This is a genomic window from Geodermatophilus sp. CPCC 205506 (assembly GCF_051383635.1).
Classification (GTDB): Bacteria; Actinomycetota; Actinomycetes; order Mycobacteriales; family Geodermatophilaceae; genus Geodermatophilus.
Map to the genome: position 1 here is coordinate 1 of NZ_JALPKP010000056.1, position 16,080 is coordinate 16,080.

General features: G+C 75.1%; 14 protein-coding genes. 10 read left to right on the plus strand and 4 right to left on the minus strand.

Annotation, left to right across the window (positions count from 1 at the left end):
* Positions 1-1,149, minus strand: a 1,149-nt coding sequence (locus MY520_RS23605; protein WP_436695081.1) for a YveK family protein, incomplete at its 3' end; no start/stop codon positions are given.
* A 362-nt stretch (positions 1,150-1,511) separates the two neighbouring features.
* On the opposite strand from MY520_RS23605, the gene MY520_RS23610 reads away from it, so the two are divergent.
* A complete protein-coding gene (locus tag MY520_RS23610) occupies positions 1,512-1,931 on the plus strand; it encodes an adenylyltransferase/cytidyltransferase family protein (RefSeq protein WP_436695083.1) in 420 nt (139 codons plus the stop codon).
* A gap of 40 nt (positions 1,932-1,971) precedes the next feature.
* Here MY520_RS23610 and MY520_RS23615 read toward each other — a convergent pair whose 3' ends face one another.
* Positions 1,972-2,853, minus strand: a complete 882-nt coding sequence (locus MY520_RS23615) for a family 16 glycosylhydrolase (protein ID WP_436695085.1) — start codon at positions 2,851-2,853, stop codon at positions 1,972-1,974.
* Between the two features lie 231 nt (positions 2,854-3,084).
* On the opposite strand from MY520_RS23615, the gene mfd reads away from it, so the two are divergent.
* From mfd to MY520_RS23635, 4 genes are all read left to right on the plus strand, one after another.
* Positions 3,085-6,630, plus strand: a complete 3,546-nt coding sequence (gene mfd, locus MY520_RS23620) for a transcription-repair coupling factor (RefSeq protein WP_436695087.1) — start codon at positions 3,085-3,087, stop codon at positions 6,628-6,630.
* Between the two features lie 67 nt (positions 6,631-6,697).
* Complete coding sequence (locus MY520_RS23625) at positions 6,698-7,702, plus strand: peptidyl-prolyl cis-trans isomerase (protein ID WP_436695089.1); 1,005 nt, start codon at positions 6,698-6,700, stop codon at positions 7,700-7,702.
* Positions 7,703-7,706: 4 nt separating this feature from the next.
* A complete protein-coding gene (locus MY520_RS23630) occupies positions 7,707-8,609 on the plus strand; it encodes a MazG family protein (RefSeq protein ID WP_436695091.1) in 903 nt (300 codons plus the stop codon).
* A gap of 293 nt (positions 8,610-8,902) precedes the next feature.
* On the plus strand, positions 8,903-10,798 hold the full coding sequence (locus MY520_RS23635; protein ID WP_436695093.1) for a DUF222 domain-containing protein: 1,896 nt from the start codon (positions 8,903-8,905) through the stop codon (positions 10,796-10,798).
* Positions 10,799-10,857: 59 nt separating this feature from the next.
* Here the strand turns inward: MY520_RS23635 and MY520_RS23640 are convergent, their stop codons facing one another.
* Complete coding sequence (locus MY520_RS23640) at positions 10,858-11,421, minus strand: dihydrofolate reductase family protein (RefSeq protein ID WP_436695095.1); 564 nt, start codon at positions 11,419-11,421, stop codon at positions 10,858-10,860.
* Positions 11,422-11,590: 169 nt separating this feature from the next.
* Here MY520_RS23640 and eno point away from each other — a divergent pair, with 169 nt between their 5' ends.
* The 4 genes from eno to MY520_RS23660 are packed head-to-tail and all read left to right on the plus strand — an operon-like array spanning position 11,591 to position 14,919.
* Positions 11,591-12,871, plus strand: coding sequence for a phosphopyruvate hydratase (eno, locus tag MY520_RS23645; protein ID WP_436695097.1), 1,281 nt, complete (start codon positions 11,591-11,593; stop codon positions 12,869-12,871).
* Positions 12,872-12,884: 13 nt separating this feature from the next.
* The gene (locus tag MY520_RS23650) at positions 12,885-13,469 is read left to right on the plus strand and encodes a septum formation initiator family protein (RefSeq protein ID WP_436695099.1); all 585 of its coding nucleotides are present in this window, start codon (positions 12,885-12,887) and stop codon (positions 13,467-13,469) included.
* Complete coding sequence (locus MY520_RS23655; RefSeq protein WP_436695101.1) at positions 13,466-13,972, plus strand: DUF501 domain-containing protein; 507 nt, start codon at positions 13,466-13,468, stop codon at positions 13,970-13,972. Before MY520_RS23650 ends, MY520_RS23655 begins: the two co-directional genes overlap by 4 nt.
* Positions 13,969-14,919, plus strand: coding sequence for a Ppx/GppA phosphatase family protein (locus tag MY520_RS23660; RefSeq protein ID WP_436695103.1), 951 nt, complete (start codon positions 13,969-13,971; stop codon positions 14,917-14,919). Before MY520_RS23655 ends, MY520_RS23660 begins: the two co-directional genes overlap by 4 nt.
* Position 14,920: 1 nt before the next feature.
* On the opposite strand, the gene MY520_RS23665 is transcribed toward MY520_RS23660, so the two are convergent.
* A complete protein-coding gene (locus MY520_RS23665) occupies positions 14,921-15,229 on the minus strand; it encodes a DUF4235 domain-containing protein (protein WP_436695105.1) in 309 nt (102 codons plus the stop codon).
* Positions 15,230-15,288: 59 nt separating this feature from the next.
* Between MY520_RS23665 and MY520_RS23670 the strand changes: the two genes are divergently transcribed.
* Positions 15,289-16,074, plus strand: a complete 786-nt coding sequence (locus MY520_RS23670; protein WP_436695107.1) for a uracil-DNA glycosylase — start codon at positions 15,289-15,291, stop codon at positions 16,072-16,074.
* Positions 16,075-16,080 lie beyond the last annotated feature (6 nt).

Sequence of the window (16,080 nt, forward strand, 5' to 3'; positions counted from 1 at the left end):
CGCGGCCGGGCCGGACGGCTCGGCCGCCGGGGTGGAGGTCCCGGCCGCCGCGGAGGACGGGCCGGCGGAGGCCGCCGGGCGGGTGCGGTGGCGGGGGACGACGGCGACCGCGAGCGGCCGGATCCCGGCCGCGTCGAGGACGGCGCGCATCTCGTGCAGCTCGGCCGCGGCGACCCGGCCGGCGGGGAGGACGAGCACGACGGCGTCGCCGCGCTCGGCGCGCTCCCGCCACACCCGCGCGGGGGCCAGCGGATCGGCGACCTCGAGGCGCACGCGCGCCCCGTCGTCGTCCTGAGCGGCCGCGGCGACGGTCGCCTCGACATCGCGCCGGACCAGCGCGGCGGCGACCTCGTCGGCGAGGGTGGCCACCGCCGGTCGCTCGCCGGGAGCGGGGGTGACCAGGACGGCGCGGACCGGGCCCTCCTCGGCCCGCCGCTCGAGCCGCCGGGCCAGGAACGTCGCCGGGGAGCCGGCCATCTCGCTGCGCCCGGCGCGGCCGGGCTGCCGGGTCAGGACCTCGACGTCGGCACCCCACGCCCGGCGCACGTCCTCCGGGGTGTGGACGGCGGTGTCCACCCGGCTGCGGACCACGGCGGCGGCGAGCCCCAGGAACAGGCCGACGAGCAGGCCCAGGCCGATGACGAACAGCGCCACCGGAGCGACCGGCGACGTGGGCGTCGCGGCGGGGTCGGTGACGGTCAACGTGACGGGGCGGTTGCCGGAGGCCGGCGTCTCCAGCTGCTCGACGACCACCGTGAGCTGCTCGGCGACGGCGTCGGCGATCTCCGCGGCCTGCTGCGGGTCGCGGCCGCGGACGGTGATCCCGACCTGCGAGGTGTCCGCCGGGTTGGTCGCCCGCACGCGGTCGCGCAGGTCGGCGAGGGACTCCTCGAGCCCCAGGTCGTCCTTTACCGGGCCCAGGACCGACTCGCTGGCGACGACGTCCGGATAGCTCTTGATCCGCTGCTGGACGAAGCCGGCGCTGTTCGGGATGGACGGCGAGACGGAGACGAACACCCGGGCGGACGCCTCGTAGGTCGCGGGTGTCGCCGCGACGACCAGCGCGCCGACGAGGGCGCCGAGAACGGTCGCGCCGACCCACACCACCCAGTGCCGGTGGAGCGCGGCCAGATAGTGGCGCAGTTCCATGTCGCTTCCCCCTGCTCGTCGCCCGAGCACCCTCGTGCGGGCGTGCATGCGCCGGGGACCGGTGCTCGGCACCGGCGGGCTCCCGGAGCCTCGTCGATCGCGATGCTAGGGGCGCGCGGAGCCGGTCCGGCCCCCTCCGGGGCGGTCCTCACCCGGAGGGGGCACGCCGGGGCCCCGCCGCGGCCGGCCGCGCCACCGGAAGGGGTGAAGCTCTCGCCGGAGGTCACCGTGCGTGACCTGGTTCGGCTAACTTCCTCGCTGCTGCCGCAGCCGGACGCCGATGAGAGGCGCCCGGTACTCACGCTGGGTGATCCGGCCTCCGTTCACCACGAGGCCGGGGCGGCGACGATCGGGGGATCGCAATGACGGTGGTCGGCTACGCGCCTGGTGCCTACGACCTGTTCCACATCGGGCACCTCAACATCCTCAAGCACGCCGCGGAGCACTGCGACCGGCTGGTGGCCGGCGTGGTGGCCGACGAGGTGCTGCTGCAGACCAAGGGCCGGCTGCCCGTCGTCCCGCTGGCCGAGCGGCTGGAGATCGTGCGCAACCTGCGCTTCGTCGACGCGGTCCACGCCGAGACCGTGCCGGACAAGATCGACACCTGGCGCGAGGTCGGCTTCCACGTCATCTTCAAGGGCGACGACTGGCGGGGCACGCCGAAGGGCGACCGCCTGGAGCGGGACTTCGCCACCGTCGGCGTGGAGGTGCGCTACTTCCCGTACACGATGCACACCTCGAGCACGGCGCTGCGCAAGGCGCTGGCGGTCCTGGCCTCCTGAGGCGGGGCACCGGGGCCGGGGCTGGGGGCCCCGCCGGCCCTCAGGCGGGCGGCGTCCAGGCCCAGGCCCGCACGTAGTCGATGGACACCGTCCCCGACACGTCGGCGGCCGGGCCCACCCGCTTGGTCTCGGTCTGCAGCGACCAGTACATCGGCACCTGCGGAACGGCCACCGGGTCGGTGGTCCGGTACTCGACCCCGTCCAGCGCGAACGTCACGGAGTCCGGCCGCCACTCGATCACGGCGGTGTGCCACTCCAGCAGCGTCTGACCGGTGTCGGCGATGAAGGCGTTGACGTGCGGGTTCGGGCCGATCTCGTGCGCGAAGCCGTGGATCTCCTCGCCGGCGTCGAGGTAGGCCTCGGGGAAGTTGAGCTCCCCGTCGTGCCAGTCGTCGTCGTCCGGCCACAGCAGCCAGGCGATCTTGTAGCCGGGGAGCGCGTCGGCGCGGAAGCGGACCTCGTACCGGCCGTACGTCTGGACGTGCGGGACCGGCGTGACGGCGGCGACCAGCGGCTGGCCGTCCTCGGTGTGCAGCGTCTTCCGCAGCACGCCGTCCGACACCGAGACGACCCGGTCGCTGTCGTACAGCCCGTGCCCCGACGTGTCGCGGGTGCCGTCGTACTCGGCCCACCCCGGGTAGACCCGGTCGAACTCGCCGGGTGCGGCCGGGGTGCTGAAGTCCTGGTCGATCGTCAGCGTCCACTCGCTGCCCACGGCGTCGGCGGGCGCCGGCGCGACCGTTCCCGAGCCGGACGGCGCGACCGCCTCGGGCGGGGACGGGGTCGGCGGCGATCCCTCCGCCGGGTCCTCGGGCGAGCCGCCCACCCGCGCGGCGGTGATCGTGACCCCCACGAGCAGCCCCACCGCCGCCAGGTAGAGCCGGGGAAGGCGCGCGGCAGCCCGCTGCCCCCGTGACCGCATGTACCGCCCCTCCGAGACCCGATGTCGGAACCCGATGTTGCCGGATGGTGACCCTCCGTCCGTGCTCGGCGCGCAGGACCACCCGATCGGAGGACGCCGTCCAGCGGCCGTCGCCGGCGGTCTCCCGTGCGGCCGCTGCCGCTGTCGGATCCCGGGACTAACCTGGGTCCCCGGTCCCCCGCGCACCCGGCGCGTCGTGTGTGGCCCCGGCCTCTCAGGAGTGATCCACCCGTGTCCCTGCGCGGCGCGCTCGACGTCGTCCTCACCGACCCCGGCCTGGCCCGCGTCGTGGCCGCGGCCGGGAACGCGGAGCTGGCGGTCACCGCCCCTCCGTCGGTCCAGCCGCTGGTGGCCGCGGCCCTCGCCGCGCAGGCGCCGGGCGCCGGCGTTCCGGTGCTGGTCGTGACGGCGGGGGAGCGTGACGCCGACGCCGTCGCCGACCAGCTCCGCTGCTTCCTGCCCGGCCGGCGCACCGAGGTCTTCCCCGCCTGGGAGACGCTGCCGCACGAGCGGCTGTCCCCGCGCGCGGACACCGTCGGCCGCCGGCTGGCCGTGCTGCGCGACCTCACGCACCCCGGCGACAACGGGGTCATCGACGTCCTCGTCGCGCCGGTGCGCAGCGTGCTCCAGCCGCTCTCGCCCGGGCTGGGCGACCTGGTGCCGGTCGAGCTCGCGCCCGGGGACACCGCCGAGCTGGACGACGTCGCCCGCGCGCTCACCGACGCCGCCTACACCCGCGTCGACCTGGTGGAGAAGCGCGGCGAGTTCGCCGTCCGCGGCGGGCTGCTCGACGTCTTCCCGCCGACCGAGCCGCACCCCGTGCGCGTGGAGTTCTGGGGCGACGAGGTCGACGAGCTGCGCTACTTCTCCGCCGCCGACCAGCGCTCCCTCGACGAGCGGCCCGACCGGCTGTGGGCCCCGCCGTGCCGCGAGCTGCTGCTCACCCCCGAGGTGCGCGAGCGGGCGGCCGCTCTGGCTCACCAGCACCCCGGGCTGCTGGAGATCCTCGGCAAGCTGGCCGAGGGGATCGCCGTCGAGGGCATGGAGTCGCTGACCCCGGCGCTGCTGGGCGAGGCGCAGATGCAGCTGCTCACCGACCTGCTCCCGACGGGCACCCACGTGCTGGTGTGCGACCCCGAACGGGTGCGCAGCCGCGCCGCGGACCTGGTGCGCACCGCCGAGGAGTTCCTCGCCGCCTCGTGGGCCACCGCCGCCGAGGCCGGGGAGGCGCCGCTGGACCTCGGCGCGTCGTCCTTCCGCGACCTGGCCGACGTCGAGGCCGCCGCCCGCGGCCGCGGCCTGCCCTGGTGGAGCACCGGCGCGTTCACCCTCGCCAGCGAGGACGACGACACGCACGTCACCCTCGACGCGACCACCGTCGAGCGGTTCCACGGCGACCAGGGGCGCGCGATCGACCAGATGCGCGGCTGGCAGCGCCAGGGCTGGCGGGTCGTCGTCACCTTCGCCGGGCCCGGCCCCGCCCAGCGCGCCGCCGACCAGTTCGCCGAGGCAGACCTCGGCGCCCGGTTGGTCCCGGACATCGCGACGGCCCCCGAGCCGCGGCTGACGCACATCACCCAGGGCAACCTCGAGGCCGGGTTCGCCTTCCCGGGCGTGGGGCTGGCGCTGCTCACCGAGCACGACCTGACCGGGCAGCGCGGCACCTCGATGCGCGACGCGGTGAAGATGCCGGCCCGCCGCCGCAACGCCGTCGACCTGGTCCAGCTGCAGCCCGGGGACCTCGTCGTCCACGAGCACCACGGCATCGGCCGGTACATCGAGATGGTCAGCCGCACCGTCAACGGCGGGCAGCGCGACTACCTGATCGTCGAGTACGCGCCGTCGAAGCGGAACCAGCCGCCGGACCGGCTGTTCGTGCCCACCGACGCGCTCGACCAGCTCACCCGCTACGTGGGCGGAGAGGCCCCGGCGCTGTCCAAGCTCGGCGGCGCCGACTGGCAGAAGACCAAGGGCCAGGCCCGTCGGGCGGTCAAGCAGATCGCCGCGGAGCTGATCCGGCTGTACTCGGCGCGGATGGCGACCACGGGGCACGCGTTCGGCCCGGACACCGTCTGGCAGCGCGAGCTCGAGGACGCCTTCCCCTTCCACGAGACCCCCGACCAGCTGGCCGCGATCGACGAGGTCAAGGCCGACATGATGAACCCGGTGCCGATGGACCGGATCATCTGCGGCGACGTCGGCTACGGGAAGACCGAGATCGCCGTCCGGGCGGCGTTCAAGGCGGTGCAGGACGGCAAGCAGGTCGCCGTCCTGGTGCCGACGACGCTGCTCGCGAACCAGCACTTCAAGACCTTCTCCGAGCGGTTCGCGCAGTTCCCGGTGACGGTGAAGGTGCTCTCCCGCTTCCAGTCCGACGCCGAGAGTTCGGAGACGCTGCGGCAGCTGGCCGCCGGGGAGGTCGACGTCCTGGTCGGCACCCACCGGCTGCTCCAGCCGACCACCCGGTTCAAGGACCTCGGCCTGGTCGTCGTCGACGAGGAGCAGCGGTTCGGCGTCGAGCACAAGGAGTACCTGAAGACGATGCGGACGGCGGTCGACGTCCTGTCGATGTCGGCCACCCCGATCCCGCGGACCCTGGAGATGTCGCTGACCGGCATCCGCGAGATGTCGACGATCCTCACCCCGCCCGAGGAGCGGCACCCGGTGCTGACCTACGTCGGCGCGTGGGACGACAAGCAGATGGCCGCCGCGATCCGTCGCGAGCTGCTGCGCGACGGCCAGGTCTTCGTCATCCACAACCGGGTGCAGTCGATCGACAAGGCCGCGGCCAAGATCCGCCGGCTCGTCCCCGAGGCGCGGGTCGCCGTGGGCCACGGGCAGATGAAGGAGCACGAGCTCGAGCGGATCATGGTCGGCTTCTGGGAGAAGGAGTACGACGTCCTGGTGGCGACGACGATCGTCGAGTCCGGCCTGGACATCCCCAACGCCAACACCCTGGTCGTCGACCGCGCCGACACCTTCGGCCTCTCCCAGCTGCACCAGATCCGCGGCCGGGTGGGTCGTGGTCGCGAGCGGGCCTACGCGTACTTCACCTACGACCCGTCGCGGCCGCTGACCGAGACGTCGGTGGACCGGCTGACCACGATCGCGCACAACACCGACCTCGGCGCCGGCATGGCCGTGGCGATGAAGGACCTGGAGATCCGCGGTTCGGGGAACCTGCTCGGCGGCGAGCAGTCGGGGCACATCGCCGGCGTCGGCTTCGACCTGTACGTGCGGCTGGTCGGCGAGGCGGTGGCCGACTACCGCGCCCAGGTCACCGGCGAGGAGGTCCCGGCCGAGCCGGCCGACGTGCGGGTGGACCTGCCGGTCGACGCGCACCTCCCGCACGACTACGTGCCCGGCGAGCGGCTGCGGATGGAGGCCTACCGCAAGGTGGCGTCGGTGCAGTCCGACGAGCAGGCGCAGGCGGTGCTCGACGAGCTGACCGACCGCTACGGCGCCCCGCCGGCGCCGGTGCTCAACCTGCTGGCCGTCGCCCGCTTCCGCGCGGCGGTGCGGCGCTTCGGGGTCACCGAGGTGTCGATGCAGGGCCGGGCCATCCGGATCTCGCCGGTGCCCCTGCGCGAGTCGCAGCAGATGCGGCTGGCCCGGCTGGCCGACGGCGCCACCTACAAGGCCGCCGTCGACACGATCTCCCTCAAGGTGCCGGTCGGCCCGGACCGGCGGACGCCGCTGCGCGACGTCGCCCTGCTGGAGAACCTGCACGCGCTGCTGACCGCCGTCCTCGAAGTGCCGGTCGCCGCGGCGTCCTGAGGCCCGTCGGCGGATCTGCTCGGTGCCTGCGCCGTGCGTTCCACCGTGTGTGGCACCCTCGCCAACTGTGCAGACGCGTCGCCTGACCGCATCGCTGGCCGTCGGCCTGGTCGCGCTGGCCGGGCTGGCCGGGTGCCGGACCTCGCCCAACGTCGCGGCCTACGTCGCGGAGGAGCGGGTCACCGTCGCCGAGCTGGAGGCGGCGGTCGACGAGCGGCTCGCCGACCCCGCCCTCGCCGCGGCGACCGCCGGCCGCGAGGACGAGTACACCCGGCTGGTCCTCACCCGGCTGGTGCAGGCCGAGGTGTACGACCAGGTGGCCGCGCAGTTCGGCGTCACCCCGGACGACGCCGAGGTCCAGGCCCTGCTCGACGAGCTGATCGGCGACCAGGACCCCGAGGCGCTCTACCAGCAGGCCGCGGGCCAGGGCGTGGGCCGGGCCGACGTCTTCGAGACCGTCCGCCAGCAGCTGGTGCGCCAGCGGATCGCGGAGGAGGAGGGCCTGAGCGAGGAGGTCAGCGAGGAGGAGCTGCGCGCGCGGTACGAGGAGGCGCTGCCCTCGCTGTCGCAGGTCGCGCTCGGGTACATCACCGTCCCCGACCAGGTCGCCGCCGACGCCGCGGTCGCCACCCTCACCGCGGACCCGTCCGCCTACCCCACGATCGCGGCGCAGTACCCGGGCGCGACCACGCTCGCACAGGTCCAGCCGCGGTCCCGGGACCAGGTGCCGTCGGCGATCGCCGACCAGGTCACCACCGCGGCGCCGAACACCGCGTTCACGGTCACGGTCCCGGAGGTGACCGGCGTCCTCGTCGTCTTCGTGGGCCAGCCGGTCGCCCCCAGCTTCGAGGAGGTCCGACCCGACCTCGAGGCCGACGCCCAGGCCGCGGGCGACCAGGCGGCGCAGGAGCTGGTCGCCGAGGTCCGGGCGGACCTCGACATCACGGTCAACCCGCGCTTCGGCGTCATCGAGGAGGGCTCGATCGTGCCGGCGGAGGACGGCGTGGTGGACATCCTCGACGGCGCCGGCGACGCCGGTGGGGACACCGGTCCGGCGGCTGCCGGAGACTGACCGCGTGCCCGTCGCGCTCGCCGTCACCGTCAGCCCGTCCCTCCCTGGCCTCCTCGGACCCGCCGGCTGGCGGGCGCTGGCCGGCGACCGGCCGGTGGTGGCGCTGCCGGGCGCGGCGGCCACGGCGCAGGCGCTGCGCGCCGCGGGCTGGCGGGTCGAGGACGTTCCGGACGCCGTCGCGGCGGCCGCCCACCCCGACGAGGTGGTCGCCCTGGTGTCCGGCGAGGCGGTGGACGCCGACGAGGTCGTGGACGGTGCCCCGCTGCCCCCGGGCGCCCGGTTGCTCGACGTGGTCGCGGTCATGGACCGGCTGCGCTCGCCCGGCGGCTGCCCGTGGGACGCCGAGCAGACGCACTCCTCGCTGCGCGGCTACCTGCTGGAGGAGGCGCACGAGGCCTACGACGCGATCGTCGACGACGACGCGGCGGCCATGCGCGAGGAGCTCGGCGACGTGCTGCTCCAGGTCGTCTTCCACGCCCGCGTCGCCGCCGAGGCCGACCCCGACCGCCGGTTCACCATCGACGAGGTGGCCGGCGACCTGGTCGACAAGCTGGTCCGCCGGCACCCGCACGTGTTCGGCGACGCCGGTCCCCGCGACGTCGCCCAGGTCGAGGCCGGCTGGGAGGAGATCAAGAAGGCGGAGAAGCAGCGCCGGTCGCCCACGGAGGGCGTCGCCCGGTCGCAGCCGGCCGCCTCGTGGGGCGCCGCGCTGATCCGCCGGGCCGGCCGGGCCGGGCTGCCGGTGCCCGAGCCGGCCGAGCTGTCGGCCCGCAGTCCCGAGGAGCTGGGGGAGCGGCTGCTGGCGGTGGTCAGCGGCGCGGCCCAGCGCGGCTGGGACGTCGAGGACGCGCTGCGCGAGGCGGTCCGCCGCTACGCGGGCGAGCTGGACGCCGCCGTCGAGGGATGACCGCGCCCCGGCTGCGGGGCTGGTGCGGGTGTAGCCCGTCAGCAGGTCACTCGTCCTGCTCGAACGGCTCGACTGCCCCCTCTCCGAGGTGCCATCCCCGTCCGGGGAGCACTTCGCGGCGGGAGGGTCAGCAGTGCGGCGAGTCGGCTGGAACCGCTCGGCGACGCGCTCGGCGTGGGGGGTGGATCCGTCCCCACCGCACCGATACCAGGGCTCCTTCCACAGTCGCAAACACTGTCCACAGGCTGCATCTGCGCTGTTCAGCGACACGACCGGTTGCTAAGATCGAACACGTGTTCGACGTACTCTCTCGCGACCTCGCGGACCTCGGCCTCCCGTCCGGGTTCGAGGCGCGGATGACCTCCGCGCTCGTCGGCGAGTGGTGCGTCATCGACGCCGTCCAGCCGGAACTGCGGTGGGGCGTCGCCTGGCTCATCGAGGGTTCTGGGCCACACGCGACGAGCGGTCGGCCCGACGACGGTGCTCCGACCGCCGACGCCGCCGAGGCGGAGTTCGCCGAGCTGCGCCGGCTGCTCGACGCCGGCGCGGAGCCACTGCAGCGGGCGTCGACGGCGGCGCGCGCGATCGCGCAGGCGACGGGGGCGATGGTGACGTCGTTGGCCGAGTTCGCCCGTTGCCGGCCGGCGGCTCGGCTGGACCGGCAACCCGGGGAGCAGGGGGCCATGTCAGCAGCCACCCGCGCGGCTCGGCCGGCAGTGCTCACCGAGGTGAGCGAGTGGGCGGTCGACGAGGTGGCACCGACGCTGCGGATCAGCGCCGTGGCCGCGACGGTGCAGCTCGCCGAGGCCCTGGTGCTCGACGAGCGCCTCCCGATGACGCTGGACCTGCTGTCCCGCGGGGTCCTGAGCCCGGCCCATGCCCGCCAGATGGTCGCGATCGTCGGCCCGGTCGCGGACGACGGCCTGCGCGCCGAGATCGAGGCGCACGTGCTGGGTCTGCTGGGCCGCAAGACGCCGCCGCAACTCGGCGACTGTGCCCGGCGGATCGTGCTGCGCCGGGACGCCGAGGCCGCGGCACGCAAGCTGGTGGCCGCGATCCGCGGGCGGGGTGTCCGGCTGCACGACCGCCGCGACGGCACCGCGACGGTGGCCGTCGACCTGCCGCTGCCGGCCGCGGCGGCGATCTACCGGCAGCTGGAGGCCTACGCGGATCAGGTGCGCGTCGAGGGTGACCAGCGGACCAAGCAGCAGCGGATGGCCGACTGCCTGCAGGACCTCGTCCTGCGGCCCGGCGAGCACGGCATGCCGCCGGTCACCATCGCGCTCACGCTCGTCGCCACCCTGGAGACGATGCTCGGCGGCGCCGAGCCGGGGCAGGTCGACGGGCAGGTGGTGCCGGCCGAGATGGTCCGCGAGCTGGGCTACGCCTTCGGCCTCCTGCCGCGCCCCGCGCCCGACGTGAGCGCGCTGCCGGACGACGCCTCGGCGACCGGGCCGGAGCCGGTTCCGTCCGCCTCGGCGCCGGTCGACCCACCCGCCGGTGAACCGGAACCGCGGATTCCCGCGGTGCCCCCACCTGCTGAACCGGGACCACCGGGCGGTCCTCCCGACCCCACTCCGGTGGCGGACCGGACGCTCACCGAGTGGCTCGCGCTGGCTGCGGCACGGCACGCGGCCGCGGTCCGCGACGGGCTCGCCGGGGCGAGGGAGGCGGTCCTCGAGGGCGTCTGGACCGACGGGGAGCTGCGCGCGGTGCTGGACGTCGGTGCGTTGATCGGCGTGAGCGACCTCGGCCGAACCGCACTGGCGCACCGGCCACACGTCGCCATCGTGGACAAGCTCCGGGGCGGCCTGGTGGCGCTCACCGACGCCGCGGGCATCCGCCGTGGTGCGGCGCTCGGCCCGCCACCGGAGACCGACGGCTACACGCCCGGTGCCGTGCTCGACCGCTTCGTCCGGCTGCGCGACCGGCGCTGCCGCTTCCCGGGCTGTCGGCGCCGGGCCCGGACGTGCGACCTGGACCACCGGCTCGAGTGGCCCGAGGGGCCCACCGCCCACCACAACCTCTGCTGTCTGTGCGAGCACCATCACCGGCTCAAGCACCAGGCTCCGGGCTGGCGCTTCGACGAGGCCGACGACGGCGGGCTGGCGGTCACCATGCCCAACGGCGAGGTCCTGGTCAGTCACCCACCGCGGTTCGGCACCGACCTCGACCTCCCGCCCTACTAGGGTCCGCGCCGGTGGGCCCGACCCCCGAGGCGGGAGCCCGGCCCACCGGCGCGCGGCACTCAGCCGGCGGAGGGCGCCGGACCGTAGGTCAAGTGCGCCACCCCGTTGCTCAGGCGCTCGGCACCGAGAAGCGACAGTGGCGTCCGCGGTGCGCCGTCGGGGAACAGCCGGATGCCCGTCCCGACGGCGACGGGGTAGACGTACAGATGCAGCTCGTCGACCAGGCCGTCGGCCAGCAGGGCCCGCACGAGCGTCGCGCTGCCGCTCACGTAGAGGTCACCGGCCTCCTCGATCTTGAGCGCCCGCAGACGCTCGGCGTCGTAGCCGCCGACCACCGTCGAGTTGGACCACACGGCCTCGGCGTCGGCGAGGGTGGAGGACACGACGTACTTGCGGGTCTCGTTGAAGAACGGAGCTCCCGGGTCGTCCTCCACAGTCCGGGTCGACCAGGCCGGCGCGAACATCTCGAAGGTGGTGCGGCCGAGGAGGATGCCCGACGACGAGGCGGTGAGGCCGCCGATGGAGGTGGCCAGGTCGTCGGGGAAGCCGTAGTCCATCGTCCACATGGGTGCGTCCACGACACCGTCGACGGTGGTGAACTCGTGCACCTTGATCGCGCCCATTGCCTGCTCCTCAGCTGGTCGGCCGGCGCGGGCTCACGCGCCGGTCGGGTGGTCGTTGCTGAGGAGACGATGGCGGACGCCGGTTCTCATCGGTGCGCGGGGCAGAGGTCTCGCTCGCACTGGCGCGCGGCTGGTGAGCGGTTCCGGGCGGGCTGGCTAGGCTCCACCCGTGCCCAGCATCGACGCCGTAGGCGCGCGGGAGATCCTCGACTCGCGCGGAAACCCCACCGTGGAGGTCGAGGTCGCCCTCGACGACGGGACGATCGCCCGCGCGGCGGTCCCCAGTGGCGCCTCGACCGGCGCCTTCGAGGCCGTGGAGCTGCGCGACGGAGGTGAGCGCTACGGCGGCAAGGGGGTGACCAAGGCCGTCGACGGCGTGCTGGACGTCATCGGCCCCGAGCTGGTCGGCTACGACGCCAGCGAGCAGCGGCTGGTCGACCAGCGGCTGATCGACCTCGACGGGACGCCGGACAAGTCCCGCCTCGGCGCCAACGCCCTCCTCGGCGTGAGCCTCGCGGTGGCCCGCGCCGCCGCCGACTCCTCCGGCCTGCCGCTGTTCCGCTACGTCGGCGGCCCGTCGGCCCACCTGCTGCCGGTCCCGATGATGAACATCGTCAACGGCGGGGCCCATGCCGACAGCAACGTCGACGTCCAGGAGTTCATGATCGCCCCGATCGGCGCGGCGACGTTCGCCGAGGCGCTGGCCATGGGCGCCGAGACCTACCACGCCCTCAAGTCGGTGCTGAAGGGCCGCGGCCTGGCCACCGGCCTGGGCGACGAGGGCGGCTTCGCCCCCGACCTGCCGAGCAACCGCGACGCCCTCGACCTGATCGCCGAGGCCGTGGAGAAGGCCGGCTACACCCTCGGCGACGACATCGGGCTGGCGCTCGACGTCGCGGCCACCGAGTTCCACACCGACGGCGGCTACGACTTCGAGGGGCAGCGCCGCCCGGCGGAGTTCCTCATCGACTACTACCGCGAGCTGGTCGACTCGTACCCGATCGTCTCGATCGAGGACCCGCTGTCCGAGGACGACTGGGACGGCTGGATCGCGCTCACCTCGGCGATCGGCGAGCGCGTCCAGCTGGTCGGCGACGACCTGTTCGTCACCAACCCGGCCCGGCTCGCCGACGGCATCTCCCGCAAGGCCGCCAACGCGCTGCTGGTGAAGGTCAACCAGATCGGCACGCTCACCGAGACCCTGGACGCGGTGAACCTGGCCCACCGCAGTGGCTACCGCTGCATGATGAGCCACCGCTCGGGCGAGACCGAGGACACCACGATCGCCGACCTGGCCGTGGCCACCGACTGCGGGCAGATCAAGACCGGTGCGCCCGCGCGCAGCGAGCGTGTGGCGAAGTACAACCAGCTGCTGCGCATCGAGGAGGAGCTCGACGACGCCGCCCGCTACGCGGGTGCGGGTGCGTTCCCGCGGCTGACCGACCGATGAGCTCCTCCGCCCGATGAGCGCGGCGCGCGGTCGCCGCGGCGGGGCGGGCGCCGTCCCTCCCGCCCGGCGGCGCACCACCGGGCGGCCGCTCACGAACGCGGCGTCCCGACCGGTACCGGCCGGCTCCCGCTCCGGTGCGGGCAGCCGGCCGGAGCCCCGGCGGTCGAAGCGGCGCACCGCGCGCCCGGCGCCGTCCGGCGGCGCGCCGCGCCGCCCGCTGTTCACCGGCCGGGCGGTGGTCCTGGTCGGGCTGGTGCTGCTGCTCGCCCTGACCCTCGCCGGGCCGATAAGGCAGTACCTCGCCGGCCGCGCCGAGCTGACCGCCCTCGCCGCCGAGGGCACCGCGCTCGACCAGCGGATCGAGGACCTCCAGGAGGAGCTGGAGCGCCAGGACGACCCGGCGTTCACCGCCCGGGAGGCCCGCGAACGGCTGACCTACGTGCTGCCCGGTGACCGGCTGCTCGTCGTCGTCGACGGAGCGGCGGTCGAGGGCGACGCCGGCACCGTCCCCGAGCCGGAGGACGGCGAGCTGCCCTGGTACGAGGCGCTGCTGCAGTCGGTCGCCGATGCCGACGGCGACGAGGAGCCGAGCGAGTGAAGGAACCGGTGACCCCGGTGGAGCGGGAGATCGTGTCCCGTCAGCTGGGCCGGCCGCCGCGTGCCGTCCGCGCCGTGGCGCACCGCTGTCCCTGCGGCCAGCCGGACGTCGTCGAGACCGCCCCGCGGCTGGAGGACGGCACGCCGTTCCCCACGCTGTACTACCTGACCTGCCCGCGCGCCTCGGCCGCCGCCAGCCGGCTGGAGTCGGCCGGCCGGATGCGCGAGTGGCAGCACGAGCTCGGCACCGACCCCCAGCTGGCCGCCCGGTACCGGGCCGCGCACGAGGCCTACCTCGCCGAGCGCGACGCCCTCGACGTGCTGCCCACCCGCCACACCGCCGGGGGCATGCCCGACCGGGTCAAGTGCCTGCACGCGCTGGCCGGGCACGCGCTCGCCGCCGGCCCCGGCGTCAACCCGATCGGCGACCGCGCGGTCGCCGAGATGGGGCAGTGGTGGGCGAACGGCCCCTGCGCCCGGCCCGAACCCGAGGAGAGCGCGTGACCCGCGTCGCGGCGATCGACTGCGGCACCAACTCCATCCGCCTGCTGGTCGCCGACGTGCCCGTCCAGGGACCGCACACCGACCTGCTGCGCCGGATGGAGGTCGTCCGGCTGGGCCAGGGCGTCGATGCCACCGGCCGGCTGGCACCCGAGGCGATCGAACGGACCCGGGTCGTGCTGGCCGAGTACGCCGCCCGGGCGCGGGAGCTCGGCGCCACCGACGTGCGCATGGTCGCGACCAGCGCCAGCCGGGACGCCGCCAACCGCACCGACTTCGAGGACATGGTGGTGGCGACGCTCGGGCAGCTGCCCGACGTGGTCGCCGGCGACGAGGAGGCGCGGCTGTCCTACCTCGGGGCCACCGCCTCGCTCGACGCCGCGGTCGCCGCGCACGGACAGCCCGCGCCGCACCCGCCGTACCTCGTCGTGGACATCGGCGGCGGCTCGACCGAGTTCGTCCTCGGCGACTCCGCAGGCGTGCGCGCCGCCCGGTCGGTCGACGTCGGCTGCGTCCGGCTCACCGAGCGGCACCTGCACGGCGACCCGCCCACCGCCGACGAGATCCAGCGCGCCGAGGCCGACATCCGCGCCGCCCTCGCCGAGGTCGAGACCGCGGTCCCGGTGCACGAGGCGGCCACGCTGGTCGGGCTGGCCGGCTCGGTCACCACCGTCGCCGCGCTCGCGCTCGGCCTGCCCGCCTACGACGCGGTGGTCATCCACGGCTCGCGCATCCCGGTGGCCGGCGTCCGGTCGGTGACCGCCGGCCTGCTCACCGCCACCCGGCAGCGGCGGGCCGCGGAGCCGGTGATGCACCCGGGGCGGGTCGACGTCATCGGCGCCGGCTCGCTCATCCTGCGGGTGATCATGGACGCGTTCGCCCTCGACGACGTCGTCGTCAGCGAGCACGACATCCTCGACGGCATCGCCCTCGGACTGGCCGGGCGCTGAGTCAGGGGCTGGGGCTGTCGGTGTTCAGCCCGGGCGGGAGCTTCCCCGTCAGCGACTGGTAGGTCGCGGCGGCACCGCGGGCGGCGGCGAGCCGGCCGGCCGCCACGGCGACCCCCGACACCGCGGCCCACGCCAGCGCCTCGCCCCAGCCGACCCCCGGCGCGGCCGGGTTCTTGGGCGGGGCGGAACCGCGCGCCGCGTACCAGCTCGCGTCGGCGAGCTTCCGGACGGCGATCCCCGTGCCGGCCGCCATGCCCGTGCCGAGCAGCTTGAAGGTCAGCGGTGCCTTCTGCTTCTTCTTCCTGGCCACGGCGGCGATCATGCCGCCCCGGGCGCCCCTCGTGTCGGCCCGGGTGGTCCACTTCCCCCGTGGCGACCGACCCGGCCGGCTTCCCGGTCACCCGCAGCCCGGCCGGCGTCGTCCGCTCCGCGCGGGGTGCCCGCGACCTCGCCGTCCTCGACACCCGGGTCTCCGGCTGCCGCGCCTGCCCGCGGCTGGTCGCCTGGCGCGAGGAGGTGGCCCGGGTGAAGCGCGCCTCCTTCCGCGATCAGGACTACTGGGGCCGCCCGGTGCCCGGGCTGGGGCCGGCCGACGCCCGGATCGCGGTCGTCGGGCTGGCGCCGGCGGCGCACGGCGGGAACCGCACCGGCCGGGTCTTCACCGGCGACCGCAGCGGCGACTGGATCTTCGCCGCGCTGTGGCGGGCCGGGCTGGCCAACCAGCCGACGTCCACGCACATCGGGGACGGGCTGGAGCTGACCGGCGTCCGGGTCGCCGCGGCGGTGCGCTGCGCCCCGCCCGCCAACGCCCCGACACCCGAGGAGCGCGACACCTGCTCACCGTGGCTGGCCCGGGAGCTGGAGCTGCTGCCGCGGCTGCGGGTGGTCGTCGTCCTCGGCGGCTTCGGCTGGACGGCGCTGTGGCCGGTGCTCGCCCAGGCCGGCTACCGGCTGCCGAGGCCGCGTCCGGCGTTCGGGCACGGCGTGGAGGTGCGGCTCGAGGGCCCGCGTGGGCCGCTCACCCTGCTCGGCAGCTACCACGTCAGCCAGCAGAACACCTTCACCGGCAAGCTCACCGAACCGATGCTGGACGCCGTCCTGTCCCGGGCCACCCAGGTCGCCGCCACGGTGTCGGCGACCGGGCCGCACCCCTAGGCTCGC

Excerpts from the sequence above, each read along its gene's own strand:
- MY520_RS23610 (WP_436695083.1), top strand. The coding sequence starts at position 1,512 with ATGACGGTGGTCGGCTACGCGCCTGGTGCCTACGACCTGTTCCACATC.
- MY520_RS23640 (WP_436695095.1), bottom strand. The coding sequence starts at position 11,421 with ATGGGCGCGATCAAGGTGCACGAGTTCACCACCGTCGACGGTGTCGTG.
- MY520_RS23650 (WP_436695099.1), top strand. The coding sequence starts at position 12,885 with ATGAGCGCGGCGCGCGGTCGCCGCGGCGGGGCGGGCGCCGTCCCTCCC.
- MY520_RS23615 (WP_436695085.1), bottom strand. The coding sequence starts at position 2,853 with ATGCGGTCACGGGGGCAGCGGGCTGCCGCGCGCCTTCCCCGGCTCTAC.